Raw genomic sequence first — 26,515 nt, 5'->3', positions numbered from 1 at the left:
TACCAGATTGGGGTTACCAATTTGATTATCGGGAATCGGAAAAAGCAGGTACTTGGCTTGGCTTGCTGGTTTTTCCTGCCACGCGGCAAGGAATTTCCCAAAACGGATTAAATCCTGTCTCCTAAAACTTTCCCAATAAAATTCACGGCCACGTTCGTCCAGCAGGATATTCAATGTTAGGCTTGGCAAAACGGAAGCCCCTCTCGCCGTTCTGATTGAATTAACAATGGTAAGGGCAGGTGCTGGTTGCGATGTCCGTAATTGGGCTTCGGCTTTCATTAACAAAACTTAATTTGGAAATTAAAAAGCCATTTTACGTTTCAGAAGCACTGACACAGGAATTTGGGGGAATGAGGCGGTTTGAGAAATCGGTATAACAGCGCTTGGATCTTATTGAAGATGGGCATAAAAAAAGGCTGTACGTTAAAAACATACAGCCTATATCAAGTTATCTTGCGATAGCACCTTTCATCGCGTAATCCTTAGGAGGCTCTGCACCTAAAAGATGTTGTACAAAGTAATCCCAGCGGCGGCGCATCATGTATGGCGAATAAGCACCGTAACCATGTGCGCTGTTTGGAAAAATAACCAGATCGAAAGATTTATTTGCTTTTTCTAATGCCTCTACTACAAGTAAGGTATTGTAAGGTGGCACATTATCATCCATCATACCATGCACCAGCATCAGCTTACCTTTTAGGTTTTTAGCATAGTTCTGGTTGGCCTGTGCTTCATAATCGGCATTTTCTACTAAGCCATTGTAACGTTCGCCCCAATCGTCCTCATAGTTTCTATTGTCGTGGTTTCCTGATTCCGAAATCCCTACCTTAAAGAAATCCGGATAACGGAACATCGCCGCAGCGGTAGCAAATCCACCACCCGAATGGCCCCAGATCCCTACCTTGTTCGTATCGATAGGATATTTTGCCGAAAGCTGTCTAATGGCCGCGATCTGATCGGGCAAAGTATTCTCGGCCATATTGCCATAACTCATATCGTGGAAGCTTTTAGACCGGTCGGGGTTACTGGTGCCTTCTATTACCACCACAATAAAGCCTAACTCAGCCAAAGCCTGGTTATCGCCACGCGAAGCGGAGAAAGCCCAACTGCCTACACTACCCCCTTGTGGACCCGGATAAATATAATCGATTACCGGATATTTCTGGTTGGCATCCATTTTGGTTGGCGTAAAAACCAATCCATAAATATCGGTTTTACCATCTTTTGCTTTAACCGAAACCGGAGTCGGTGCTTTCCATCCGGTAGCAGTTAAACGGGAAACATCTGTTTTTTCTAAACTTGTAATCAGTTTGCCATCTAAACCTCTTAGTACTGTAATCTGAGGCACGTCAGGTTGCGAATAGCTATCAATAAAGTATTTCTCTGAAGGGGATAACGAGACCACATGATTCCCTTCCTCAGGGGTAAGATTACTTAGGTTTTTTCCATCAAAACCAACTTTATAGAAATGTCCGAAATAAGGATTTCCTTTTTCTCGTCCGTTCGCTATAAAGTAAAGTGTGCGTGTTTTCTCATCAACCTTAAGTAAACGGGTTACTACCCAATCACCTTTGGTAATCTGATTTTTTACTTTTCCAGTAGTCGCATCGTACAAATACAGATGGCCCCAGTTATCCCTTTCCGAATACCAGATAATTTCTTTCGATGCCGGAAGATAACGCCAGTTAATCGCACCCTGACCAGATTCGAACTGTGTTTTCACTGTTTCTTCGAAAACTTCGCGAACGGCACCCGTTGAGGTATTGGCAATACGGAATTTTTCGTTTTTGTGATCGCGAGAAGTCGATAAAAAAGCCACCTCAGATCCATCAGCCTTCCAGTCGATATCATCAAAAGTACCACTGCTCGAAATATCATCGCTCAGGGTAGCACGGTGCTGATCTGCCGGAATGTTAAAAGAAATCACTTTAGGATTTTCTACATCAATCACTACCCTTCTGATGGTGGCAATCTGTTTATCGCCAGGCAATGGATATTTCCAGGCTTTTAAAACCGGTGCCCCAACATTGGTAGTCACCAGGTACATATCCTGCGAATTTCGTTGATCTTGTTGAAAAGTGGCTATTTTTTTCGAATCTGGCGACCAGCGCAGAATTGGTGCATCGCTATGTTTCCAACCCGCATTATCGGTGGCATAACCGTAATCTTTAATCCCATCGGTAGTGAGCTGCGTTAATTGTCCGCTGGCTATATCTTTAACAAAGAGGTTATAATCTTTAATTAATATGGATTTTTTCCCGTCGGGAGATAAAACCTCATTACGGCCGCCTCCACGACGCGAAGGCATTGTACCCCCTTTATAATCAGTAGTGAGCGTTTTGGTTTTTTTTACCGGATCTACCAAAAAAGTTTGTTCGGTACCATCGGTTTTGGTGTTATACCAAAATTTATCGCCATCCAGCCAGTTTGGTTGTACACTGGCATGATCGATGTACTTTGCGGTGTTATAGCCCATAAAACTTTCGGCCCGTTCGTAATCTTTAGCCGTTAGGGTTTTATGCTGGGCATTTGCTGTAATGGCCAAAGTACAAGCCGTTACGGTAAGCCAATATCTATTCATCATGTTAGTTAATCTTGCGATAAAAATAATACTGTTTTAGGAAATAGATGGTATTAATCGTGATACAAATTTTGGGAGGGGTGGTTTGTATAAGCACAAGGATATGCAGAGGGCATGGCGCGAAGCGTACAGCGTTGGATTTTCTTCTTGCACAATAAACCCCGGCGGCAGACTTCTGACATCATCCATCTCACGTTTGCCATCTTCCATTTTTAACCACAGAGATCACAAAGAGAAGGAGCAAAGGACACCAAGCTGGGCGCATAGTTAATACAGCCAAATTTAACAACATCATCCATCTCATATTTACATCTTCCGTCTTTAACCACAGAGATCACAAAGAGAAGGCGCAAAGGACACCAAGCTGGGCGCATAGTTAATACAGCCAAATTTAACAACATCATCCATCTCATATTTTACATCTTCCGTCTTCAACCACAGAGATCACAAAGAGAAGGCGCAAAGGACACCAACCTGGGCGCATAGTTAATACAGCCAAATTTAACAACATCATCCATCTCATATTTTACATCTTCCGTCTTTAACCACAGAGATCACAAGGAGAAGGCGCAAAGGACACCAACCTGGTCCGTACTACTCCATTTTACATCTTCCATTTTTATTGTACCAAGTTAACCCTAGGTTAACCTTTTGCTTACCTATTCTCTACCTATCCTTTACCTTTTGCTTACCTTAACGGTTACCTTTTGCATACCTGGAAGGTAAAGAATGGGTATATATACCGTACAGAAAAAGTGAGGCTAGGGTAATGTTAGTCTGCAGTTGGTCGCCAAAACGGATAGAGAGCAGGTTATAATATCTCTACATAACCATCGGTTCCGTTTACCCGAATCAGCTGGCCATCTTTGATCAGTTTCGTTGCATTATCCAAACCAACTACTGCAGGCAGGCCATATTCGCGGGCGATAACCGCACCGTGGGTCATCAAACCCCCAACTTCGGTTACCAGGCCTTTTATTGATACAAACAATGGCGTCCAGCTGGGGTCGGTAAATGTAGTGACCAGTATATCTCCTTCTTCAAGATTGGCATCTGCTATATTTAAAATTACCCGCGCCCTACCTTCAATCAGGCCGGAAGAAACGGCCAAACCTGCGATGGCGCCAGCCGGAAGGTATTTGTGTTTATATTTGCCTGTAACCACCTCACCATCAGATGTGATTACCCGCGGTGGATTTAGTTTTTCAAATAATCTGTGTTCTTCTTTCCGTTTGCCAATAAGTGCTAAATCAAGTTTATGACGCAGTACCACTTCCCTTAACTCTTCAAAAGTAAGGTAGTACACATCATCCCTTTCTTCGATAACCTTGGCCTGTTGGAGTTTTTCTACTTCCTTTAACAAAGCCTGTTTATACACAAAAAAGCGGTTAACAATGCCGTACTTGGGGTATTCGCGATAGCCTGCAAAATTGCGGAGCAGGCCGATCATCTGTTTAGTCTCAATAGCTTTTTGCGCGCCATCTGGCAAAAGCGCCAATGCATCCAACAATGCTTTTTCTTTTTTCGAGACTTCATTTAGTCCCTGTTCAAATTTCCGTTTGCCCGCCTTGGCTTCAAAATTTTTGATATTACTCAGGATGATGGGAATCAAAATTGACGGCTTTTCGCTCCATCGCGTGTTTGTGATATCAATTTCTCCGGCACAACGCATTCCATATTGATCCAGAAACACTTCAATCGCATCACGCGTTTCCTTTCCACCCGACAACTGAAGCAGTTCATCTAAAAAATTATCCGTTTTAATCTGTTGCAAATATTTAACCACCTCCGGATAACGACGGATCACATCGGCAACATCTAAAAGTGCCAATCCCATTTCTGAAGTGATATTATTTGATACCGATTGGGAAAGTACATCTGCTACATTTTTTTCGCCTAACCACTCGCCCATTTGATCATTGAGCCACGATGAGGCGTTCATTGCGGCGATGATTACCCCCATGTGCTGTGAATCAAAGATCATTTTCTTCGATTGCGCGATGTCGTCCAAAATAAAATCGAATAGATCTGTGCCTGATTTGGTTTGGATGTTCTGTTTTAGCAAGGTTACCGATGCCTCGCTCTCTTTGATCAGGTTGGCAACAATTGTGGGGTCGTTTCCAATTTGTGCCAGAATATCAGCAGCCGATAAACCTTTAGTGCTTTTAACGAGTACAAGTGTTTTTTCATCATCAGGCAGTACTTTAATAAAATCACCCCGTTCTGTAATGGTAACCAGAGCGTCTTTAATCAAAGGATCATGTTGTTCCATGGCTTCTAATAAATTGGCTTTGCCACGAGCTGTAACCAAACTATCGGTCACATCAACAAATAACCTTCCGCCAGCCTCAAACATCGGCCTGGCTGCCCTTAATTGCCATAAAGATAAGCCTAAGGGCTTCATAGGGTCAGTCATCATCTGCTGATGACCGACAGATATATAGACATGATTTTCCTGGTCACTTCCTTCAGTTGCGTCTGGGCGCGTGGGGATGGGGTATAAAGTAGTAATCGGTCTGCTCTGAACGATATAAAATGTATATCCGTTTGCCGGGCTGCTGTCCTCAACCAAGCACCACTCGATATCCTGGGGGTTACCAAAATGCGCCTCAATTTTCCGCCCCAATTGCTCCAACTGTAAAATCTGCTCATCCGTAAGTGCTTGCCTGTTCTGCTGCGCAGTCGAAAGCCCTACCGCTTTTGTTCCGCCATCTTTTAAGGCGTAAATGGCCAGTTTCTTTGCCGATATTTTCTTATCGGTGATCACGCTGTCGTGCACCTGATAATTATCGGCATTTACCAAGCCCGAAACCATGGCCTCGCCCAGGCCGAAGCTGGCATCAATAGATAAGGTTTTCCGGTTTCCCGAAATGGGATCTGCCGTAAATAAAATCCCAGCAGCCTGAGGAAATACCATTTGCTGCACCACTACCGCGAGCTGAACTTTTCGGTGATCAAAGCCATTTTGAATGCGGTAGGTTACAGCCCTATCGGTAAACATCGATGCCCAGCACTTGCTGATGTATTTTAAGATGGCCGTTTTTCCAATTACATTCAAAAAGCTATCCTGTTGACCTGCAAAAGAAGCCGTGGGCAGATCTTCGGCAGTAGCGCTCGATCGTATAGCAAAGGCCTCTTGATCAGCAAACCGGCTAAGATAAACTTCAACCTCCCGGGCAATATCCTCAGGAAAAGTAATGTTCTCTATGATCGTCCGTATTTCCTCACTAATCTTATTGAGGTTTAGGCGATCGTCAACCTTAAGATGTGTTAATTCATCCAAAAGGCGGTTAAACTCCAGGTTGTTCTCCGTTATCCTTTTATATGCTTCGGTAGTGATGCAAAAACCATCGGGCACTTGTATGTCATCTATCCTGGATAGTTCACCAAGATTAGCGCCTTTACCTCCTACAATTAAAATAGCCGACTTGTCGGTTTCCTCAAAACCAATTACGTATGTCCTCATATGATTTTTCTTTTTTATCTGGTAGATGTCTGGTCTCTGGTTATTTCATTAAAACGCTTTTTTATACTTTGTTTACCAGCACTTTAATTACAAACTCCATCAAAACGAAAGGCCAAAAGTATTAGCTATAAAACACGAAAACAACGTTTTTAAACTATATTTTTGTAAGCACAATAATGTAGAAAGTATCCACGTTATCCTTACAACAAACAGTCAACCACCAACATAACATTTTATCCACAGAGGAAGTATTGGCTCCGAAATTGGTTATAAATTGAGGTTCAATAAAATCTATTGTACTTAAACATTTCCCACTCCCCAAAATTGTTACTGTCGAGTTAATTCAGGCTACTCACCATCATACAGATCGGCATTTTTGATGATACAAAATAAGTTTGTATTTTAGAATTGAAATGATATGTCATGGCCTTGTATCACATGTTCTCCTATAAGACAAATATGATCAGGAAAGAAATGGCAGATTCATTGACTATCCAAACGCTATGAACATGAATCTCGACCTAAAATTATCCGTTCCCTCATTATTGCTGCTTGTAGCGTTTTTGATTTCGGGCGCCCACGCACAAAACATTTCGCCTGTAGATAGCTTAGTCCTAAAACGTAATTTTTGGGAATCAAAACCCGTTAGGGTTTCAGTTGTTCCTGCTATTCTTCTGGCTGGAAGCGCGGCAACCTGGGCGGTGAGAAAGGATGTAAGAAGTTTTAGAAACCGTTACCTCCCAACCTTCCGTTATCACTACGATGATTATTTGCAGTATGCCCCTGTTGTTGCGGTACTGGGACTTAATGCTGCTGGCGTTAAAGGTAGAAACAAAATGGGCAGGGCTTTGGTTTCTTACGCCTTTTCGGCTGCAATAATGGGAACAGTGGTTAATACCATAAAATATACCGCAAAGGTTGAGCGGCCAGATGGAAGTTCCAGAAACTCTTTCCCATCGGGCCATACGGCAAACTCTTTTATGAATGCGACTTTCCTGCACAAAGAATATGGGCAGTTCCGTTCACCATTATACAGTATTGGTGCCTATACAGCGGCAACAGCTACTGCGGTAGGACGTGAAATGAACAACCGCCATTGGATATCGGATGTGCTTGCGGGAGCAGGGATCGGTATTCTTTCTACAGAAGTTGGATACATCATTGCAGATAAAATTTTCAAAGAACATGGCTTGCACATCAAGGTTGATCACAATCCGGTGCCCATACAATTAAAACCAAGCTTTATAGAAATGAGACTGGGTTATGCCCAGGCCCTGGGAAAAGATTTAACAGATAAATCGCAGGATATTTTTGCCAGGAGCGGCTTTAACCTGGGTTTAGAAGGTGCTTACTTTTTTTCTAAAAATTTTGGTGTTGGTGGAGAATTCGCTTTTTCCAGTTTTCCCATCAACGACGACAACCTTAACTTTAATGATCCCGATATCCCAACCGTTACGGATGGGCACTATACCCAGCCAATGGGCATTCGCTACCTTCATTTAGGGCCGTACTTTAGTTTACCATTGGCCAGGAACTGGTTCATTACAGGCAAATTGGGTGCAGGTTCGTCTGTTGGTGCACAAGGCGACATCATTTTGAGAATAAAGGAGGAATACCAGGAAGACTTTGGAATAAAAGAACTCCCATTCTTTAAATATAAGCCCAAAAATGCTTTCAGCTGGTCGGCCGGGTTAGGGATTCAAAAACAGATCAAGAGGAATATTGGAATAAAGGCATATGCAAGTTACTTTGATTCTGATAATGATTTCGAGTTTGACATTATAGATAAAATTGAGGCCAATGGAAATTATGTATATAGAAATTATAGCGGAGAAAAGGTGCGGTTCGATAATATATCTTTCGGACTTGCACTCACTGCTTTTTTATGGTAGTACTACATATAATTATTTTCAATAGGAGGTTAGCGTTTAAATTAAATTTTGTTTATTTTAGTTAAACATTAAGATCTAAGCACTTATACAAATTCGCAATACATTTTAGTTCAATACCCGATCATCTACTTAAAAAAACAATATGAAAAACCTCTTCATTTTTATCTTTATTGCCCTTCTATCTTTTGGTGCAAGGAGTCAAACAAAAAGTACAGTCGCACTGGATATTGTGCAGAAAACCAACGGAGAAACCCTCAAAGGGAAAGTTATTAAAATCACGGATCAGGACGTTTCGTTTGTTTATTCCGGTGAAACTGCCGAATATGTGATCAAAAAATCAGACATCGCTCAGATTACCCATTCAAGCGGCCGGGTTGAAACCTTTTCGCAACAGACAGCACCTTCAGATACCAGACAGAAAGATCAGGTATCTATGGTGGCAACGCCGGTAGATCACCACAACAAGATTGCCATTCTTCCTTTTACATTCGTGATGGACAATCAGCCTGGAGCAGATGCCATTGGGTTAAAAGCACAACAAGATACCTATGGAATACTTTCGCAACACTCGGCAGGTTACACCATCGTCGATCCGCGTACCACCAATGCGGCGCTGATACAAGCAGGCGCAACAAAGGATAAACTCATGGGCTTTACAATGAAGAATTTATGTGATATCCTCGGTGTAGAGTATATCGTGGATGGCACAGTAACCCAGGCCAAGGGTTATCAAACGAGTTCTACGAGTACTTACGGCAGCGCAGACGTTAAACGCACCGACGGTGACAAGGTAAGTAAGGTTTCGGGCTACGGTGGTGCCAATAGCATGGCTGTACAGCGCTATGATGTGAGCGTAAGTTTGCAAATTTATATGGATAACAACGCCAGCATTTACAACGAAAACCATAAAGCGTTTTTGAGTAATACCGATGGTTCTTACAGTGGACCACTCGAATACCTGTTGAAAAGATGTCCGTTATACCGTAAATAAGCTATACTATGATATCAAAACATTTAAAATATAGTGGCTTGATAATGATCTTTTTATTCATCAGCTATCAATCCTGGTCGCAAAAAGGTGTAAATTTGATTCAGCCTTCCGTTCAGGTAAATATTCCAACAGGCAACCTTGCAGATAATGTAAACACCGGATATGGTGCAGCCCTGAAGGGCATGCTGGGTGTTGGTAAAGTGCCCCAACATTTAACACTGGAAGTTGGTTATAATCGCTTTGGTGTCAAAAACTTACCCTCAAGCGTTGATGCCAGTTATTCGTCAATTCCGGCATACTTTGGCTATCGGGCCAGGTTAGGCGGCTTAACCATCGAATCGCAGGCAGGCGTGGCCTTTAATCACATTGAAGGTTCGGGGCCGTTGGGCACCGTGAAAAGTAATCAAACTTCATTTGGCTGGGCCATAAGTGCAGGTTATGTTTATCGAAATGTAGAATTGGCTGTTCGGTACCAAAATTCCGAATCTGAAAATGATACCTATGTGATTAGATTCGTGGGGGTTCGCCTGGCCTATAATTTTAGCTTGAAGTAGATTATTTCCTAATCTGGTACACCATTAAATCTTGTAAAAAAGACCAAAACTGCCATAAATATTATACATTTTGAAGGAGATCCCGGTAAAGGATGCCGGGAAAGCAGGGATTAATCCCCACTGCAGGTCGAATGAAGCGCCAAAATTTTTATAAATCAGTTTTTCCGTGCCTGCAGATATTCCGAAATCAAACTTTCGTTCTTTATCATTGAAGTTGAAGGTGGCATAATTGATCATTACCTTTTCGCCCAGGGAATTTCCTTTTCTTAAATAACCATCAGATACTGATCCGGAAAAACGGGGGCGTATTAAATATGCAAAATATGCCCCTAGCTTAAACTTCCATTGGTTATTGGTCGTGTACGAAACCTGAACAGGCAGCGAAAGGTAAATATTTCTAACATCGGTTGTATTGGTACCGGTAAAATCGCCTTCTATTGTGGATGCATCCATTGATACCAGCGTATGAAAATATTGAACGCTATCCGAAACTTTCATCGCTTTCCAATCCAATCTTACACCAGTACCTACTGCCCAGTGATCGGATAATGAATAGGAGATTTGATAAGATACGTTTGGAGAAAAGCCCGGTGAAAAACTTTTTATTTTACGGATGTTATTCGGGAAGGATACGGGAGCAAGGCCACCGATGTTATACCCGATGCCGAAAGTATGCGACAAGGTATTACTGTTAGCAGTTGCAGAATTGAGTTCTTGCCCGAAAGTATAACCCGATGCACAAAAGAGAAACAAAAAGAAAATAATTGGTTTTAGCATCACATCTGTTATTTAGGGATTACCGAAAGATTGTCGACTACCAGGCGGCTGCCCAGTGCGCCCCTGTAATGATCCCCCTCCTTGCTCGAAGAGGCAACAATGGCCATCATGAGGTTTTTTCCAGAAGCGTTCCATCCGGCCTTGTACACGAAGGGAATATCAAATTTGGTAAAGTTTGCCTTTGCCGTTCCGTCCGAAAGCCTGGCAACCGCCACTACCCGATCAGATGTATTGATGTTTTTGCCGTTCAAACGCTCGTTACCTTCAAAAAGCACCGCATATATGGAACATTCGTCAACCCTGCCTGGTATTATTTTCTGATTTTCATCCTGAAAACTTGCCCCGGGCGTATACTTGTAATCGCCAACAAATTTATCAGGCAAGCCAATGTATGGTTCACCAAATTCTGTAGCGGCCAAAGGTTCTGCAAGAACATTTTCGCTATTGAAATCGCCAAGAAAAAGGGATCCGGCGTATAAATAAATCCCCACAATAGCCGAAAGTGTAGTGCCTTTAATGGTAACCATTTCGGCGGCTTTAGTTCCCTGATAACCGTCGGTTGTTGAGCGGGTGGGATACGACGATACCAGTGGCGGCACACCAGATAAGGCCACACCCGGATTGCCCGACGACCAGATGGCAGTTCCATTACTTTCAACCGGGAACTCGTATTTATCATTTGCGTTTTGTGCCCAGTTTTCGAATTCGAAATTCCAATCGCCAACATTGATCACTTCAACTGTGTATTTTTTGATATCATCACCCCGTTCGGACGTTACCGTATATTCGACAGCACCTTTATTAAAATGTATTGAATCACCTGAAGCAGGTTTCACCTTTGCATTTTTCGAAATCACAAGGTTTGGGGAAATCCCTTTTTCAAACGCTTCTTTGGTTAAAAAAACCTGTATTTTTCTGTTGGCCTGGTCGATATTCGTTTGCCCGGTTAACTGCCCCTGCGGTACAGTGAAGACTTCAATATCCGCTTCCGGGTTTAGGGGTGCATCTTTAATACACGAAACCAGGCAAACAGCAACGATCAGTAGACCCAAATATCTTTTCATAGGTATTTTATTGATAGACATCCAATTATCAGCACATTATACTGCAAAATAGTTAAAATATTGATAATAAAAATGGATGATGCCCATCTCCAGCTCAATATTCCGGACAGTTGTATTTATGGGATATAGTCATTAATGCCAGAATTAATCAATCATTCCGCTATTAAATCTGGGCATACCAATTTCCACAGAAATTGATAATCATGTATTTTAACAATATATTTAAGCTTAATTGTACGTTACCAGGATGAAAAAAAATATAATTGCTGTCTATTTTATTGTTTTAGCGGGGTTCTTTTATGGTTCTGCCTTAGCACAATCGGCCGGCGACACTATAAAGAACAAGAGTTCAGACAGCACCAATATCGGCTATGTTGCGCGCATGCAAGCCTTCGCCAGGAAATCGGCAAAAGAAAGTGCCAACGACCTTAATGCAGATAAAGCGCTCATGGCGCAGAACAAAACTTTTGAAGACATTAAGCTCACCATACAAAAAGCAGGTATGTATATGCAAAATGGTCCGGATACGGCTATCTCAACAAAACAGCTTAGCGAGATCGAGCGCAATTTTATGGTGGCTGGGGATGGTGTGCTGATCAATCAGGGTAGTGCACAAACTTATAGAAATTTAACAGCAACCTCGAAAATTATTGATGAGTTATTAAATAAAGCCAATACGATTAAAACACGCCTGGATGTTTACCACAATAACCTGGTTAATTTTAGGTACGAGTTAGACTCGTTGATCAGTAAACCTGAACTCTTTAAATTTTCAAACGACTCTACTACCCTATCCAAGTATTTAAAACATCTTGTGGTGATTGCCTATCAGGTTCAACCCACGGACAGTGTGTTAAAAAAGGTATCCGATAATGTGCAAAACCAGTTAAACAATACCAACCTTTTAATTTTGAAACTGCAGACCAGTCTTCAGCAGGTTAATCAATTCAAGGCAAAAATGGCAAACAATGCTTTTCAAAGAGATTTTGGCAACATTTGGGTTAAAAAAGAATATTCAAGACCTCTTGATCAGATATTGGCACAGGCAGAAGCAAAAGGTTGGCTAAATTTATCGTTTTACTTCCAAAACAATACCTTTCTTTTCCTATTTATAATTATTTTGGTCTGTATCGCATTCATTTATCTCCGCTCTTTGAAGAGCATCTACATGGATAACAATTTGATTAATGACAAATATAGTGATCAATTGGTGCTCAGAAGTCCGGTCTTGTCTGCGATAGTGATTGTTATAAACTTATTTCAATTCATATTCTTTTCGCCCCCATTTGCACTTACCGCAATTTTTTCCATCCTATCGGCCTGTTGTCTTTCGATCCTGTTTAGGGGCTTTATTACCAGATACTGGATGAAGGTATGGCTGCTATCGGTAGTGCTTTTTGTTTTGGCTTCAGCGCTTAATTTAGTACTCCAGGCATCAAGGGAAGAACGGTGGTTTATGCTGATATTGGCCACAATCGGTCTATTATTTGGGATATCCGTTACTGCTACGAACCGTAAGTCGGAACTTAAAGAAAAATGGATCGTTTACGCGCTCGGCTTTATGGCTGTTTTGGAAGGCATATCAATCATCGCCAATATTTTCGGCAGATATAACCTCGCCAAAACCCTTCTCATTAGCGGTTATTTAAATGTTGTGGTTGCCATATTGTTTCTCTGGACGGTTAGGCTGGTTAACGAAGGACTGTTCCTGGCCTTTAATGTATATGTACAACAGGACCGGAAACTTTTTTATCTGAATCTCGAGAAGGTAGGCAAAAGAGCCCCTGCATCTTTTTATATCCTGCTTGTATTGGGTTGGATGATATTATTCGGTAGAAATTTTGCCTGGTTCGACTATATCGCCGTTCCTATACGTAATTTTTTCGCCACCGAACGTACCATAGGCGATTATACCTTCACCATCAACAGGCTGTTATTGTTTATCGCCATTTTGGCCATCTCCGTAATGATTTCGAAGATCGTATCGTTTTTTGCATCTGATAATCACCTGGCCGCCACCAACGACGATAAGGGCGGAAAAAAAGGTGTAGGAAGCTGGCTGCTCATCATTAGGATCGTTATTTTAAGCCTTGGCTTTTTTCTAGCCATTGCGGCAGGCGGTATTCCGGTAGACCGCATTGCCATTGTCATCGGCGCGCTTGGTGTGGGGATTGGATTCGGACTTCAAACCCTGGTAAACAATCTGGTAAGTGGTTTAATTATTGCATTTGAAAAACCGGTTAACGTAGGAGATATTGTGGAGATTGACGGGCAGAACGGAACAATGAAATCTATCGGATTTCGGAGTAGTGTGATCACGACATTAGACGGAGCTGATGTGGTAATGCCAAATGGCGACCTGCTCAATTCTCATCTCACCAACTGGACACTGGGTGGGAACAGAAAACGCAGCTCGATAGTGGTTGGCATTTCGTACAGCGCAGACCTGACAAAAGCCAGAGACCTCATCACAGAAATTATCCATAATGACGACAGGATTAGTAAAACAAACGCCCCACTTGTTCACTTTGAGCAATTTAACAATAGTGCGATTGATGTTAAAGTATATTTTTGGGCAAGGAAAATAAAGGATTCAGCAGCCATACGCAGTGATCTTATTTTGCAAATTACGACTGTGTTTGCCAGTAACGGAATTGAAATACCTTTTCCGCAACAGGATATTTATTTGCACCAAGCCCTACCGAGACCAGAAAAAGACAGCACAGAATAAGTCTATTTGAGATTGCTAAGGGTTTAGCGAACAGTATCTACTTTGTTTCAAGCCGGGTATCTATCCGTCATTTATACTACAAACAAACTCAATTCGGCTACGTAGGACGTTGTTGTTTGCCCCAACTTTGTTTTATCAATTTAAAACAATCGAAATGCAAAAGACAATTTTTATTACAGGGGCTTCTACAGGTTTAGGGAAAGCTGCTGCCAAATTATTTCAAAATAGGGGCTGGAAAGTGATTGCTACCATGCGTAATCCAGAAAAGGAAACAGAATTAACCGCCTTAAGTGATGTTACGGTATTGCCTTTGGATGTGACCAATTTAGCCCAAATCCAATCTACGGCAAAAGCAGCTATTGAACAAGGTGTAGATGTGGTATTCAACAACGCAGGTTATGGCCTAATTGGCCCATTAGAAGCGCTTAGCGATGAGCAGATGGTAAAACAGATCAATACCAATCTATTGGGCGTAATTCGTGTTACACAGGCCTTTATTCCTTATTTCAGGGCAAAGAAAGATGGCTTATTCATCAGTACCACCTCTATCGGTGGCTTAATCGCTTTTCCCCTGGGTTCAACCTATCACGCTACCAAATGGGCATTGGAAGGGTGGAGCGAAAGTATGGCCTTCGAGCTGAACACTTTTGGTGTAAACATCAAAACCGTATCACCGGGCGGAATTGCAACAGATTTCTCTGGCCGTTCTTTAGAACTGTCAAGTACTGAAGATTATGATCCATTGGTACAATCGATGATGGCGGGTTTTGGTGACATGATGGAAACAGCTTCATCTCCGGAACAGATTGCAGAAGTAGTATATGAAGCCGCAACAGATGGCAAAACCAAACTGCGTTACGTAGCGGGAGAAGATGCCAAAGCTTTATATGCGCAAAGGTTGGCGCAGGGCGATGAAGCCTTTAGGACAGAATTTGCAAAGGTATTTTTAGGTAAATAATAATTCAGGGCAATACAGACCGAATATTTTGTGTTGCCCTAATATTTGTATTTTTATATAATGGAAAAGAAAGTACCACTCCGAATTTCGACGATCTCTGAAGTACATACCTTGTTGCAGGTACCCAAACCTGTGCATCCATTAATCAGTTTAGTGGATAATTCGCTGATGGTAACCAATACCGACATGTTGGACCGTCCGTTTTTCCTCAACTTTTACAAAATATCCTATAAATATTCCACTACTGGCCGTATGGGTTACGGACAGGGGTATTACGATTTTAACGAGGGTGGTATGATGTTTACATCACCCAATCAATTGATTTCTGTAGATGACGAAGCGAAATATTATGGGGCAACACTGCTGTTCCACCCCGATCTCATCCGAAATCACCCACTGGGAACAACCATCAAAAAATATGGTTTCTTTTCGTATGAAACCAATGAAGCTTTATTTCTGTCGGACAAGGAGAAAAAAATAATCTTAGGGCTCTTCGATAACATTAACGAAGAACTGAATACTTCTATTGATGATATCAGTCAGGATGTACTCGTATCTTACATCGAAGTGTTGCTCAATTATAGCAATCGTTTTTACAAACGGCAGTTTATTACCCGAAAGGTGGTTAACCATGATGTATTAACTAAAATAGAGCATTTATTGGAGGATTATTTTGCTGATGAGAAATCGTTGGTTGATGGGCTGCCCACCGTCGAATATCTTGCCGCTGGAGCAAACCTTTCGCCACGTTATTTAAGCGATATGCTCAGGGCTTTAACGGGTCAAAATACCCAACAGCTCATTCACGAAAAATTAGTTGAAAAGGCCAAAGAAAAATTGTCGGCCACAGATTTATCAGTAAGTGAGATTGCGTATCAACTGGGTTTTGAGCATCCACAATCCTTTAGTAAATTCTTTAAAACCAAAACACATTTATCGCCAGGTGAGTTTAGGCATTCTTTTAATTAAGCTTCACAATGCTAGATAACAAAAAAGCCCGACTAAAAAGTCGGGCTCCAATTTACTGGCGGAGAGGGCGGGATTCGAACCCGCGGTACCTTGCAGTACACACGCTTTCCAAGCGTGCTCGATCGACCACTCTGACACCTCTCCTGTTTTATAAATTTTTTATTGCAAGCATGCAAAGTTTAATTATTAGTCTCTATTTTCCAAGCGTGCTCAATCGTCACTCCCCATAGGGGTCCTTTGCACTGACACCTCTCCAAGGTGGATTGCAAAAGTATATTTTTTATTGATAAAAAAAATGCTCCCAATTAAATCGGGAGCATTTTAAATATGAGATCAGAAATTAATCGATAACCGTAATTTTTAACATATTGGTTTTGCCTTTTGCTTCCATCGGGATAGCAGCCGTATTGATGACAATATCACCTTGTTTAACCAATTTTTTGCTTTTTAAGAATTCATTTACCTCGATAATGGTGTTATCGGTACTTTCCCATTTATCATAGTAGAAACCTCTTACGCCCCATAACAAACTTACCGCGTTTAATAATGCCCTGTTGCTTGTAAAAATAAACGTTAAAGCTTCCGGGCGGTGGCTCGAAATTTCGAAAGCAGTATAACCACTTAAAGTCATCGAAACAATACCTACTGCATTAGTTTGTTTAGCTAAGAAACAAGCCGAATCACAGATTGCATCACTTAAGAAAGATGGAGATTTTGGTTTTAAAAACTTATCAGGATTGAACGGATAATTGTTCTGCTCAATGTTCTGGATAATTTTTTGCATGGTTTCGATTACGATCAATGGAAATTCTCCAACTGAAGTTTCACCACTTAACATCACCGCATCAGCACCATCTAAAACAGAGTTGGCCACGTCATTTACCTCAGCACGTGTTGGGCGAGGTGTAGTGATCATGCTCTCTAACATTTGTGTAGCTACAATTACAGGTTTAGATGCTGCTCTACATTTGGCAACGATCATTTTCTGTAACAATGGAACTTCTTCCATCGGGCATTCAACACCCAGATCACCACGGGCAACCATAATACCATCAGAAACAGCGATAATTTCATCGATGTTAGCGATTGCTTCCGGTTTTTCTATTTTAGCAATTACGCGGGCAGTTTTACCACGTTCTGCAATAATTTTTTTAAGTTCGATAATATCATCAGCCTTACGCACAAAAGATAAGCCGATCCATTCTACATCATTTTCTAAAACAAACTCTAAGTTCTCACGATCTTCTGGAGTTAATGAAGGGATAGAAACTTTAGTATTTGGAAGGTTTACACCTTTTCTGGAAGTTAAAATACCACCGTGAACGATTTCGCAAACTACCTCATCTTTTAAGTTGGTAGAAATTACTTTCATCTGCAGTTTTCCATCATCCAAAAGGATAATTTCGCCTGCCTGTACATCCTGAGGGAAGCTTTGGTAAGTAATATAAATGCGTTCTTCGTTACCTACACATTCGGTAGTGGTAATTACAGTGGTTTTACCATTAATCAGGTTAATACCACCTTCTTTTACTAAACCAATACGGATTTTAGGCCCTTGTAAATCGGCAAGGATACCTACATTATAATCGTATTTTTTGTTTAAATCGCGGATGGTATCCAAAACCGCCTGATGATCTGCTTGTGATCCGTGCGAAAAGTTTAGGCGGCAAACATCTAAACCTGCGTTAAACATACTATATAATACTTCAGGTTTTGCTGACGCAGGCCCAAGCGTGGCAACAATTTTAGTTCTCGAATGAAAAGGTTTCATTTAATTAATTGATTTTAGCAATGCAGTTTAAGAAAGCATAATTATTATCTAAAATAATCAAACTGCATTAAATTTTATATATTTTGTTCTTTTGTTCTTTGTTTGTAACCATCAAATATAGTGTATTTAATACACCAAGTATATAATTTTTATATTACCAAATTCTCCTTACTCTTTAACTTGGTTGGATCTATTTTTGCAGCCACCTGTATATCAGGCAGTTTATTTAATCCGGTGATCAGATAATCCAGATCTTCCTTATCAATAAATTCTTTAATAATAATAAAAAAATCTACTTTGTTCATCTCCGGAATTAAGAAACCATCGCTACTTTTATTGCATATTAAGTAGTATTCTACCTCACCTTGCTCTACAAAAAAGTAATATTTAGAGAAAGACCAGGCTGGTTCGTCGATATTAAAAAATATTTCGTGGTCATCTATTTTTTCAAATTGTGTGTTTAAGCGGGTATTAATTTTGTGGCAAAGCACATAGTCTTTTAGGGGTGCTGTGATCGCAATTAGTATAAAATCAAGGTCTAAGGTAAGTTTTAGGTAAGTTCTATTCAAAGCGAAATAAATTATTTACAGAACGAAATTAAAAAACTAATTCTATATTCGCTGTGTTATTGAGATACCAAAATTACGTATCGAAATAAAAACATTTGAAAATTGTAAGAATTTATTTTTCTTTGCACAGAATTATTTAACCATTAAATTATAAAATTATGTCTGATATTGCTTCAAGAGTTAAGGCTATTATCGTAGAAAAACTAGGTGTTGACGAAAGCGAAGTTACGCCAGAGGCTTCATTCACCAACGATTTAGGTGCAGATTCTTTAGATACCGTAGAGTTGATTATGGAATTTGAAAAAGAATTCAATGTAGCTATTCCTGATGATCAGGCTGAAACCATCGGTACAGTTGGTCAAGCGATTGCTTATTTGGAAAAAAACGTTAAATAGAATTACGCTTTTTCAGTATAAATGGAATTAAAAAGAGTAGTAGTAACAGGGTTGGGTGCGCTCACTCCTATAGGCAATAATGTTCCCGATTTTTGGGAAGGATTGACTAACGGGGTGAGTGGCGCTGCTCCTATTAAGGGTTTTGATACTGAAAAGTTCAAAACCAAATTCGCTTGTGAGGTAAAAAATTTTAATCCGGAAGATTTTTTGGAGAAAAAGGAAGCCCGCAAGCTAGATCCGTTTGTACAATATGCTCTTGTAGCAACAGATGAGGCTGTGAAAGATGGTGGTTTTGATTTTGAAAAATTAGATACCAACCGGATCGGAGTTATCTGGGGCGCGGGCATAGGTGGATTGAAAACTTTCCTGGATGAAATTTCGAATTTCGCCAAGGGAGATGGTACGCCAAGATACAATCCATTTTTTATCCCTAAAATGATTATTGATATTGCTCCAGGGCATATCTCGATCAAATACGGCTTACGTGGGCCAAATTTTGCAACTGTTTCGGCATGTGCTTCTTCTACCAACGCAATGATTGATGCATTTAACTATATCCGTTTGGGTATGGCTGATGTGATTATCAGTGGAGGTTCTGAAGCGATCATCAATGAAGCGGGTATGGGTGGTTTTAACGCCATGCATGCATTATCAACACGTAACGATGATCCGGCAACGGCATCGCGTCCTTTTGATAAAGACCGTGATGGATTTGTAGCTGGTGAAGGTGCAGGAACCATTATTTTAGAAGAACTTGAACATGCAAAGGCAAGGGGTGCAAAAATTTATGCAGAACTTGTTGGCGGTGGAATGAGTGCCGATGCAAATCACATCACGGCACCACATCCCGAAGGTTTAGGCGCTCGAATGGTAATGACCAATGCACTAAAAGATGCTGGTTTAACAACTGCGGATATAGATTATATCAATGTACATGGTACTTCTACACCACTGGGTGATATTAGTGAAACCAAAGCCATTGGTACATTATTTGGTGAAGATGCTTACCGTTTAAACATCAGTTCAACCAAATCAATGACTGGCCACCTTTTGGGTGCAGCCGGAGCTATTGAGGCTATTGCAGCAATTCTTTCTGTTAAAAATGATATTGTTCCTCCAACAATCAATCACTTTACAGATGATCCTGCATTTGACCCTAAATTGAATTTTACTTTTAATAAAGCGCAAAAACGTACCGTTAGAGCAGCTTTAAGTAATACATTCGGTTTTGGCGGCCATAACGCTTCTGTTATTTTTAAGAAATACGAAGATTAATTTAAAACAGCCCTGCTATATAATTTTGTATGCTAATTAAAAATAGATAACTTAGTTCAATATGCTCATTAGCCGTTAATTGTGTTATTTATTTAATGCCGATATTAAAATTATATAAACTTTATCTCTCTCCCCAAAAGGAGTTTGTTAAAAAGCTGAGAAACATTTTAGGCTTTGTTCCAGGCAATGTTACGCTTTATCAAATGGCGTTCAGACACCGTTCTGTAGCAAAGGTTCTAAAAAATGGTAGCAGGAGCAGTAACGAACGCTTAGAATTTTTAGGCGACGCTGTTTTAGGTTCGGTAATTGCAGAATTGCTTTTTAAACATTACCCTTACAAAGAAGAAGGTTTTTTGACCGAAATGCGCTCAAAGATTGTAAACCGGGCTAATTTAAACCAGTTGGCAAAAAAAATTGGTTTCGATAAGCTTATTCAATTCGATCAGCGTTCGGTGAGCATACAAACCAAACACAATTCGATGTTGGGCGATGCTTTTGAAGCCATTGTGGGTGCCATTTACATGGATAAGGGCTACAACTTTACCAAAGAGTTTTTGTTGCGCCGAATTGTAAAACCACACATCGATATCCACACCTTAGAACTAACTGAAACCAACTTCAAGAGTAAGCTAATCGAATGGTGCCAACGCCATGGTAAAGACGTAATGTTCGAACTGGCTGAAAATGGTGAAGGCGAAAGTGCTAAACTGTTTACCATAAGTGCTGTAGTTGAAGGCGAAAAAGTGGGTACCGGAAGGGATTATAACAAGAAAAACGCAGAAAAATTAGCGGCAGAGAAAGCTTGCGAAGCGCTGAGTATTTAGTTCATTGGTCATTGGTTCATTGGGTGAACTGTATAATGGGTTGATCAGATAAGGTTAAAACTCCGCAGGAATTTCCCTCTTAATCTCTGCAATCAGAATTTTCAGCTCCGAACTAAAAACTCCGGACTTTATTCTGCCCCCAATACGCTCAACTCCAAACGCCAAACTCCAAACTAAATCATTTCCCCTTCCCTAATGTATCAGTAAATTTCTTCGAAGATTCTTTAATGTATTTGATATAATCGTAACTGTTCCAATATTGTGCCTTGTCGAATTCAGGGCGACAGTTTAACATGTATTTCTCTAAGGTATCGCCTCTCAGTTCAGTATTGTTCTTAATCATGCTTTGATTAAAGTATACATCAATCTGCGATTGTTTAATTTCATTATCGGCATATCGGCCAAACCTTCTGGCATTTTTAGGATCCGTACCAAATAGGTTATATAAGGCATTTAAGGGACTAAATATAGCGGATAAAACTGTTGTCTTCCCACCATTATATACGCCCTTATTTTTGAATTCACGTTTAATTTCGTCCAGATCCTGTTGTTTTGTATTTCCCCTAATCGTTACATCATCCAAGGTGGTACTTCCCCTAACCAGATAGATCACCAGATCCTTTTCACTATTCACCACCACCCGCTGATCAATCAGATCTCTTTTGATTACCAGGAGTGTATCACCAATTTTAGCTTTTAACTGGAACATACCGATGTCGTTACTGCCCACACCGATTCCGGTGCGCAGGTTGGTAATTTCTGATAGGGCAATCCTGATATTCGAACCTTTTTCGATCACCACACCTTTCACAATAAAATCCTGTGCCTTTGTAATGAAGCCGATTGAGGTAAGAACGAAGAGTATAACGGTAAATTTTAAATTTTTCATTGTGAGTTATTTGTGTTTCTCAAGGTATCGGTATATTTCTTTGCCGATTCTTTGATGTATTTAACAGCATCGTAATTGCTCCAATTAATGGTCGCGCTGCGTGTTGGGTAATAATCGAGCAAAAATTTATTGAGGTCTTTCCCTGTTAATGTTGTATTTTTCGAAACTAGGCTTTTATTAAAAAACTTATCCACTTCGATTAAACTTAATTCCCTTTTGTAATAACGGTTAAAGTTACGGGCTCTGGCTGGTGTTTTGCCAAAAAGCTCGTAAAAAAATGTTAAGGGGCTGCCACCAAAAGGACTGAGCAATACCAACGGTGGTTTACCTTCAAAAAACGAACCATTCCGTTTAAAATCCCTCTTTATGCCTTCCATTTCCTGCTTTTTAGTCTGGCCTTTAACCGTAACCTCCTCGAGCATTGTGCTTCCTCTAACCAAATAGACCACCAGATCATCATCTGTTTTAACCACTACTTTTTGATCGGTCAGATTTCTTTTTTGGATCATCAGGGTATCGCCAATCTGGGCATTTAACTGAAACATTCCGATATCGTTACTCGTTGCGCCCATTTTACTGCGGATATTGGTAATCCCAGCCAAGGCAATCCGCACATTTGATCCTTTTTCGATCACAACACCTTTCAGCACAAAATCCTGGGCCTTGATTTTTAAGCCTTGTGTTAAGATGATCAGTAAAAGAAAGAGTTTCAAATGCTTCATGGTGTTCTTAAAGTATCTAAATATTGTTTTGCTGATTTTTTAATGTATCCAGCGGCATCATAAGTATTCCAATCTTTAATCTGTTTATATTTTGGCCTGTAATCCAACATAAACTTATTCATTTGCTTAGCCGTTAATGTTGTATTATTTTTAACAATTCTAACGTTAAAAAAACGGTCTATCTCCAATTCTTCTGTTTCTTTATCATAATATCGATCAAACCGCCTGGCATTTTTCCGTTCTGCACTAAACAGCTCCATTATGGCTGCTAACGGGTAACGTGCATAATAAAGTGGATTTCTTTTCTTACCATAAAAATAAGTTTTCTTACGGTGTTCTAACCTAACAGCAGATAAGTTTTGTTGTTTGTTTTCTGCTTTAATTGTTACATCTTCCAACAACATATCGGTCCTGAGTAGTTTTATAACCAAATCCAGATCATTGATGAGCACCACAGTAATATTGTCGAAGTGCCTTTTACTGATAACCAGGGTATCGCCAATTTTGGCCTTGATCTGAAAGAAACCCATATCATTACTGCCTACCGATTGTTTGTTACTGATATTGGTTACTACAGCCAATGCAATCCGGATCTGTGTTCCTTTTTCTAAAATAACACCTTTGGCCGAAGTAATTTGAGCGAGCGTTTTTTTAGGCAAAAAGAACAATAGTAATGAAAGTGATAGCGTGATTAAAAATGCTTTCATATCTATAAGATATTTTTTGTAAAATTAACATTTGTTAACCTTGCAAACTGTTAAAGAAACGTTAATAACCATGAGAAAGCTATTGGGCGGATTTTATTTAGGCTATTCGGCAATCGTATTTTTCATACTCATGGTAATCGTTTGTCCCTTTATTATCATCAGTACAAGTATTTTTAGGGAGAAAACCGGGCGGAAAATCGCTTTCTATTTTCTAAAGTTCTGGGCATGGAGTTTTAGCCTGTTTACTTTTTTGTGGTTTTCTGCAAAAGGTAAAGAAATTGACACTTCACAAGCTTACATCTATGTAGGTAATCACAGTTCATTTTTAGATGCCATAGCTATTGTGATCTGTATTCCACAGGCTTTTAGTCCACTGGGCAAGATCGAAATGCTTAATATCCCCGTATTTGGATGGATTTACAAACGTTTGGTGGTGATGATCGACCGCAGCAGCAGAGAAAGCCGCGACCAATCTGTAGCCGAACTGAGAAAAGATCTGGCCGATGGACAATCAATATTGATTTTCCCCGAAGGAACCATGAATAAATCAGACCAACCATTAAACCCATTTTATGATGGCGCTTTTCGCCTGGCGATAGAAACCCAAACGCCGATATTACCTTTCGCCATTTTAAACAGTAGGGATCATTTACCAAGAACAAATCCACTTTTACTTTATCCAGGAATGATTAGAACTGTATTTGGGGAAGCTATTGAGGTAAAGGATTTAGTAGCAGAGGATTTAGAAGAATTGAAACAAAAAACTTTTAATGCTATTTTGGGGATATTGGAAAAGTAACATCATATTTTTTTTTATTAAGAAATGAATGCTCCGGCACTTTTGGCCAAATCCCTCCTGCTGTCCGTTTTATTCCGATGAAAAATCGGAATGTTCACTTCCATCAGGTTTACGAACAAAGGTTCTGCACCCTGTAGGGATCAGGCCTCGCCAAAAGCAATTCCATGTCGTACATAAACCCGATTGAAATGAAATGAGCGGGGCTGCAATTACCAAGAAATACTGAATGCTGGTTTTCTAAATGTAAAAGTATTTTATGCGATATGCTTTACTGTGGCTCTTGCCCATTATTATTTCTCCTTTCGGCTTAAAACCCTATCTTTGCGCATGATAAAATCCATGACCGGATACGGCTTAGCAACAGCCGATTATGCAAATGCAAAGTATAGTGTCGAAATCAAATCGCTCAACAGTAAATTCCTGGAGCTGAATTTAAAATACCCTAAAGCTTTTTCTGATAAAGAGTTGATCCTGCGTAACATCTGCAGTAAAGATATCGAGCGCGGAAAGGTAAGCTTAAGCATTAATGTAGAACGCACCAATGGCGAGGTTACAGGCGCTACGATCAATACAGCATTATTAAGCCACTATTATAAACAACTTCTTGCTGTTAACGACGAATTGGGTGCTGGAAGCAGCAACCTATTGCAAACAGCGTTAACTTTTCCTGATGTAATCAGTTACAAAGAAGAGAGTGTGAGCGAAGATGAGTGGAACCATTTATTCCAGATTTTCACATCGGCTTTAGCCAATTTCAATAAATTCAGGGAAGATGAAGGTTCGGTTTTAAAGGCCGATCTGGAGTTGAGGATTAAAAACATCCTTTCTTATTTTAAATCTGTTGAAGAGCTAGAACCTAAAAGGATTAGTGCGATCCGCGATAAATTTACCCAGTTTCTGGATGATGCGGTTGGCAAAGTAAATATCGATCAAAACCGTTTCGAACAGGAATTGATCTATTACATTGATAAAATTGATATTACTGAAGAAAAAACACGTTTAAAAAGCCATTGTGATTATTTCTTGCAAACTTTAGCAAGCAAAGAAGCAAATGGAAAGAAAATGGGCTTCATTTCGCAGGAAATAGGCAGAGAAATTAATACCATGGGCGCCAAAGCAAACGATGCCCAGATGCAACAGTTTGTTGTAGGTATGAAAGAAGAATTAGAAAAGATAAAAGAACAATTACTGAATGTGTTGTAGCGTTGGGCGGAAAGCGATAAGCGCTTAACGCCAGACGCCAATCGCAAAATTTTTAAAAATGCAAGGCAAATTAATCATATTTTCAGCACCATCAGGAGCAGGTAAAACCACCATAGTACATCATTTATTAACGAAATTTCCTGAGCTGAGCTTTTCTATTTCTGCAACAACACGCGAATTGAGAGGCGCTGAAACACATGAAAACGATTACTATTTTATTAGTAAAGAAGAATTTTTACACAAAGTTGCCCGTCAGGAATTTGTGGAGTTTGAAGAAGTGTATAACGGCACTTTTTATGGCACCTTACGCTCCGAGATCGAACGCATCTGGGACGAAGGCAAACATGTTATTTTTGATATCGATGTAGAAGGTGGTATCCGCTTGAAAAGAAAATATGAAGAAGATGCTTTGGCTATTTTTGTCCAACCGCCATCATTAGACGTATTAAAAGAACGTTTAAGCGGTCGTGGAACAGACAGTCAGGAGAAATTACAGGAGCGTTTCATCAAGGCCGAAAAAGAATTACTTTATGCCGATAAATTTGATGTAATCTTAAAAAACTACGACCTGGCAACCGCCTGTGCAGAAGCAGAGCAATTGGTGGGAAACTTTTTGAAGAAATAGTTTTCTTAAGAAAGTAGGCTTTTTTTTCAAAACGAATCCGTCATTGCGAACCGAAGCGACGGGAAAGTGCATAAGGGTGAAGCAATCTTTTGCTAAATAGATTGCTTCGGCTCCCTCAATCCGGCCTCGCAATGACGGATCATAAATACTCAAAACCGCAAACATGAAAACTGGCCTTTTCTTCGGTTCATATAACCCTATCCACACCGGACATTTAATTATCGCCAATTATATGGCTAACCATACCGAGCTTGATGAAGTTTGGCTGGTGGTTTCACCACATAATCCTTTAAAAGACAAAAGTGCTTTGACAAATATGTACGACCGGTTGGAGATGGCCAAACTGGCGACAGAAAATGCGGAACATATCCGAGTTAGCGACATTGAGTTTGCGTTACCTCAGCCATCTTACACCATCGATACCTTAACCTATCTGCACGAAAAATATCCTGAAAAGGAATTTGTATTGATTATGGGTGCGGATAATCTGGTATCATTTAAAAAATGGAAAAATTATGAGGTGCTTTTAAAAAATTACCAGATTTATGTTTACCCACGTCCGGGGGCAGATGTAAGCGAATGGTTAAATCATTCTTCCATTACTTTTACCAAAACGCCATTGATGGAAATTTCTTCAACCTTTATCCGTAAAGCCATACAGGAGAAAAAGAATATCCAGTTTTTCCTGCCCGATAAGGTGATAGATTTTATCGAAGGAAAAGGAATGTACAAGTAGCGGACATCAATAATTCC

The 26,515-nt window shown here is 40.2% G+C and carries 23 protein-coding genes and 1 tRNA gene; 13 read left to right on the top strand and 11 right to left on the bottom strand.

The window, feature by feature from the left end; translation table 11 throughout:
• The 3 genes from R2S57_RS16710 to ppsA all read right to left on the bottom strand — a co-directional run.
• Positions 1 to 279, bottom strand: a 279-nt coding sequence (locus R2S57_RS16710; RefSeq protein ID WP_316846087.1) for a RagB/SusD family nutrient uptake outer membrane protein, incomplete at its 3' end; no start/stop codon positions are given.
• Between the two features lie 169 nt (positions 280 to 448).
• Positions 449 to 2,584 (bottom strand): S9 family peptidase, encoded by a 2,136-nt coding sequence (locus tag R2S57_RS16705; protein WP_316846086.1) that lies wholly within the window; start codon positions 2,582 to 2,584, stop codon positions 449 to 451.
• A gap of 808 nt (positions 2,585 to 3,392) precedes the next feature.
• Positions 3,393 to 6,047 (bottom strand): phosphoenolpyruvate synthase, encoded by a 2,655-nt coding sequence (ppsA, locus tag R2S57_RS16700; protein WP_316846085.1) that lies wholly within the window; start codon positions 6,045 to 6,047, stop codon positions 3,393 to 3,395.
• A gap of 509 nt (positions 6,048 to 6,556) precedes the next feature.
• Between ppsA and R2S57_RS16695 the strand changes: the two genes are divergently transcribed.
• The 3 genes from R2S57_RS16695 to R2S57_RS16685 all read left to right on the top strand — a co-directional run bounded on the left by R2S57_RS16695 (position 6,557) and on the right by R2S57_RS16685 (position 9,484).
• Entirely contained in the window at positions 6,557 to 7,939 is a 1,383-nt protein-coding gene (locus R2S57_RS16695; protein ID WP_316846084.1) for a phosphatase PAP2 family protein, read from the top strand.
• A 142-nt stretch (positions 7,940 to 8,081) separates the two neighbouring features.
• Positions 8,082 to 8,930 (top strand): hypothetical protein, encoded by an 849-nt coding sequence (locus R2S57_RS16690; RefSeq protein ID WP_316846083.1) that lies wholly within the window; start codon positions 8,082 to 8,084, stop codon positions 8,928 to 8,930.
• 44 nt (positions 8,931 to 8,974) lie between these two features.
• The gene (locus R2S57_RS16685; RefSeq protein WP_316846082.1) at positions 8,975 to 9,484 is read left to right on the top strand and encodes a hypothetical protein; all 510 of its coding nucleotides are present in this window, start codon (positions 8,975 to 8,977) and stop codon (positions 9,482 to 9,484) included.
• Between the two features lie 24 nt (positions 9,485 to 9,508).
• Here R2S57_RS16685 and R2S57_RS16680 read toward each other — a convergent pair whose 3' ends face one another.
• Positions 9,509 to 10,261: a porin family protein gene (locus tag R2S57_RS16680; protein ID WP_316846081.1), complete on the bottom strand. Its 753-nt coding sequence runs from the start codon at positions 10,259 to 10,261 to the stop codon at positions 9,509 to 9,511.
• Positions 10,262 to 10,269: 8 nt separating this feature from the next.
• Positions 10,270 to 11,325, bottom strand: a complete 1,056-nt coding sequence (locus R2S57_RS16675) for a PCMD domain-containing protein (protein WP_316846080.1) — start codon at positions 11,323 to 11,325, stop codon at positions 10,270 to 10,272.
• Positions 11,326 to 11,572: 247 nt separating this feature from the next.
• Here R2S57_RS16675 and R2S57_RS16670 point away from each other — a divergent pair, with 247 nt between their 5' ends.
• From R2S57_RS16670 to R2S57_RS16660, 3 genes are all read left to right on the top strand, one after another.
• Positions 11,573 to 14,056: a mechanosensitive ion channel family protein gene (locus tag R2S57_RS16670; protein WP_316846079.1), complete on the top strand. Its 2,484-nt coding sequence runs from the start codon at positions 11,573 to 11,575 to the stop codon at positions 14,054 to 14,056.
• Positions 14,057 to 14,210: 154 nt separating this feature from the next.
• A complete protein-coding gene (locus R2S57_RS16665; protein WP_316846078.1) occupies positions 14,211 to 15,014 on the top strand; it encodes an SDR family oxidoreductase in 804 nt (267 codons plus the stop codon).
• A gap of 60 nt (positions 15,015 to 15,074) precedes the next feature.
• Positions 15,075 to 15,983, top strand: a complete 909-nt coding sequence (locus tag R2S57_RS16660) for a helix-turn-helix domain-containing protein (RefSeq protein ID WP_316846077.1) — start codon at positions 15,075 to 15,077, stop codon at positions 15,981 to 15,983.
• 56 nt (positions 15,984 to 16,039) lie between these two features.
• On the opposite strand, the gene R2S57_RS16655 is transcribed toward R2S57_RS16660, so the two are convergent.
• The 3 genes from R2S57_RS16655 to R2S57_RS16645 form a co-directional block, all read right to left on the bottom strand.
• Positions 16,040 to 16,127, bottom strand: a tRNA-Ser gene (locus R2S57_RS16655).
• Between the two features lie 196 nt (positions 16,128 to 16,323).
• On the bottom strand, positions 16,324 to 17,754 hold the full coding sequence (gene pyk / locus R2S57_RS16650) for a pyruvate kinase (protein ID WP_316846076.1): 1,431 nt from the start codon (positions 17,752 to 17,754) through the stop codon (positions 16,324 to 16,326).
• A gap of 149 nt (positions 17,755 to 17,903) precedes the next feature.
• Complete coding sequence (locus R2S57_RS16645) at positions 17,904 to 18,323, bottom strand: IPExxxVDY family protein (RefSeq protein WP_316846075.1); 420 nt, start codon at positions 18,321 to 18,323, stop codon at positions 17,904 to 17,906.
• A 158-nt stretch (positions 18,324 to 18,481) separates the two neighbouring features.
• On the opposite strand from R2S57_RS16645, the gene R2S57_RS16640 reads away from it, so the two are divergent.
• From R2S57_RS16640 to rnc, 3 genes are all read left to right on the top strand, one after another.
• Positions 18,482 to 18,718 carry an acyl carrier protein gene (locus tag R2S57_RS16640; protein ID WP_008508386.1) on the top strand — a complete coding sequence of 79 codons (237 nt, stop codon included), beginning with the start codon at positions 18,482 to 18,484 and terminating at the stop codon, positions 18,716 to 18,718.
• Between the two features lie 21 nt (positions 18,719 to 18,739).
• Positions 18,740 to 19,993, top strand: a complete 1,254-nt coding sequence (gene fabF / locus R2S57_RS16635; RefSeq protein ID WP_131529614.1) for a beta-ketoacyl-ACP synthase II — start codon at positions 18,740 to 18,742, stop codon at positions 19,991 to 19,993.
• A 95-nt stretch (positions 19,994 to 20,088) separates the two neighbouring features.
• The gene (gene rnc / locus R2S57_RS16630) at positions 20,089 to 20,817 is read left to right on the top strand and encodes a ribonuclease III (RefSeq protein WP_316846074.1); all 729 of its coding nucleotides are present in this window, start codon (positions 20,089 to 20,091) and stop codon (positions 20,815 to 20,817) included.
• Positions 20,818 to 20,995: 178 nt separating this feature from the next.
• Here the strand turns inward: rnc and R2S57_RS16625 are convergent, their stop codons facing one another.
• Genes R2S57_RS16625 through R2S57_RS16615 form a run of 3 tightly spaced genes read right to left on the bottom strand, consistent with a single transcriptional unit; the run spans position 20,996 to position 23,135 of the window.
• Entirely contained in the window at positions 20,996 to 21,706 is a 711-nt protein-coding gene (locus tag R2S57_RS16625; protein WP_316846073.1) for a hypothetical protein, read from the bottom strand.
• Positions 21,703 to 22,428 (bottom strand): hypothetical protein, encoded by a 726-nt coding sequence (locus tag R2S57_RS16620; RefSeq protein ID WP_316846072.1) that lies wholly within the window; start codon positions 22,426 to 22,428, stop codon positions 21,703 to 21,705. Before R2S57_RS16620 ends, R2S57_RS16625 begins: the two co-directional genes overlap by 4 nt.
• Positions 22,425 to 23,135 carry a hypothetical protein gene (locus R2S57_RS16615; RefSeq protein ID WP_316846071.1) on the bottom strand — a complete coding sequence of 237 codons (711 nt, stop codon included), beginning with the start codon at positions 23,133 to 23,135 and terminating at the stop codon, positions 22,425 to 22,427. Before R2S57_RS16615 ends, R2S57_RS16620 begins: the two co-directional genes overlap by 4 nt.
• 70 nt (positions 23,136 to 23,205) lie before the next feature.
• On the opposite strand from R2S57_RS16615, the gene R2S57_RS16610 reads away from it, so the two are divergent.
• From R2S57_RS16610 to nadD, 4 genes are all read left to right on the top strand, one after another.
• Positions 23,206 to 23,934: a lysophospholipid acyltransferase family protein gene (locus R2S57_RS16610; protein ID WP_316846070.1), complete on the top strand. Its 729-nt coding sequence runs from the start codon at positions 23,206 to 23,208 to the stop codon at positions 23,932 to 23,934.
• A gap of 339 nt (positions 23,935 to 24,273) precedes the next feature.
• Positions 24,274 to 25,137 carry a YicC/YloC family endoribonuclease gene (locus R2S57_RS16605; RefSeq protein WP_316846090.1) on the top strand — a complete coding sequence of 288 codons (864 nt, stop codon included), beginning with the start codon at positions 24,274 to 24,276 and terminating at the stop codon, positions 25,135 to 25,137.
• Positions 25,138 to 25,195: 58 nt separating this feature from the next.
• Positions 25,196 to 25,762: a guanylate kinase gene (gmk, locus tag R2S57_RS16600; RefSeq protein ID WP_316846069.1), complete on the top strand. Its 567-nt coding sequence runs from the start codon at positions 25,196 to 25,198 to the stop codon at positions 25,760 to 25,762.
• Positions 25,763 to 25,925: 163 nt separating this feature from the next.
• Positions 25,926 to 26,498: a nicotinate (nicotinamide) nucleotide adenylyltransferase gene (gene nadD, locus R2S57_RS16595; protein WP_316846068.1), complete on the top strand. Its 573-nt coding sequence runs from the start codon at positions 25,926 to 25,928 to the stop codon at positions 26,496 to 26,498.
• Positions 26,499 to 26,515 lie beyond the last annotated feature (17 nt).

Origin of the sequence: Pedobacter psychrodurus (assembly GCF_032678585.1) — a bacterium.
Classification (GTDB): Bacteria; Bacteroidota; Bacteroidia; order Sphingobacteriales; family Sphingobacteriaceae; genus Pedobacter; species Pedobacter psychrodurus_A.
This window is presented reverse-complemented; position numbering and strand designations above follow the sequence as displayed.

Coding starts and splice junctions, on each gene's coding strand:
- R2S57_RS16705 (WP_316846086.1), bottom strand. CDS start 2,584: ATGATGAATAGATATTGGCTTACCGTAACGGCTTGTACTTTGGCCATT.
- ppsA (WP_316846085.1), bottom strand. CDS start 6,047: ATGAGGACATACGTAATTGGTTTTGAGGAAACCGACAAGTCGGCTATT.
- R2S57_RS16695 (WP_316846084.1), top strand. CDS start 6,557: ATGAATCTCGACCTAAAATTATCCGTTCCCTCATTATTGCTGCTTGTA.
- R2S57_RS16690 (WP_316846083.1), top strand. CDS start 8,082: ATGAAAAACCTCTTCATTTTTATCTTTATTGCCCTTCTATCTTTTGGT.
- R2S57_RS16685 (WP_316846082.1), top strand. CDS start 8,975: ATGATCTTTTTATTCATCAGCTATCAATCCTGGTCGCAAAAAGGTGTA.
- R2S57_RS16680 (WP_316846081.1), bottom strand. CDS start 10,261: ATGCTAAAACCAATTATTTTCTTTTTGTTTCTCTTTTGTGCATCGGGT.
- R2S57_RS16675 (WP_316846080.1), bottom strand. CDS start 11,325: ATGAAAAGATATTTGGGTCTACTGATCGTTGCTGTTTGCCTGGTTTCG.
- R2S57_RS16670 (WP_316846079.1), top strand. CDS start 11,573: ATGAAAAAAAATATAATTGCTGTCTATTTTATTGTTTTAGCGGGGTTC.
- R2S57_RS16665 (WP_316846078.1), top strand. CDS start 14,211: ATGCAAAAGACAATTTTTATTACAGGGGCTTCTACAGGTTTAGGGAAA.
- R2S57_RS16660 (WP_316846077.1), top strand. CDS start 15,075: ATGGAAAAGAAAGTACCACTCCGAATTTCGACGATCTCTGAAGTACAT.
- pyk (WP_316846076.1), bottom strand. CDS start 17,754: ATGAAACCTTTTCATTCGAGAACTAAAATTGTTGCCACGCTTGGGCCT.
- R2S57_RS16640 (WP_008508386.1), top strand. CDS start 18,482: ATGTCTGATATTGCTTCAAGAGTTAAGGCTATTATCGTAGAAAAACTA.
- fabF (WP_131529614.1), top strand. CDS start 18,740: ATGGAATTAAAAAGAGTAGTAGTAACAGGGTTGGGTGCGCTCACTCCT.
- rnc (WP_316846074.1), top strand. CDS start 20,089: ATGCCGATATTAAAATTATATAAACTTTATCTCTCTCCCCAAAAGGAG.
- R2S57_RS16625 (WP_316846073.1), bottom strand. CDS start 21,706: ATGAAAAATTTAAAATTTACCGTTATACTCTTCGTTCTTACCTCAATC.
- R2S57_RS16620 (WP_316846072.1), bottom strand. CDS start 22,428: ATGAAGCATTTGAAACTCTTTCTTTTACTGATCATCTTAACACAAGGC.
- R2S57_RS16615 (WP_316846071.1), bottom strand. CDS start 23,135: ATGAAAGCATTTTTAATCACGCTATCACTTTCATTACTATTGTTCTTT.
- R2S57_RS16610 (WP_316846070.1), top strand. CDS start 23,206: ATGAGAAAGCTATTGGGCGGATTTTATTTAGGCTATTCGGCAATCGTA.
- R2S57_RS16605 (WP_316846090.1), top strand. CDS start 24,274: ATGACCGGATACGGCTTAGCAACAGCCGATTATGCAAATGCAAAGTAT.
- gmk (WP_316846069.1), top strand. CDS start 25,196: ATGCAAGGCAAATTAATCATATTTTCAGCACCATCAGGAGCAGGTAAA.
- nadD (WP_316846068.1), top strand. CDS start 25,926: ATGAAAACTGGCCTTTTCTTCGGTTCATATAACCCTATCCACACCGGA.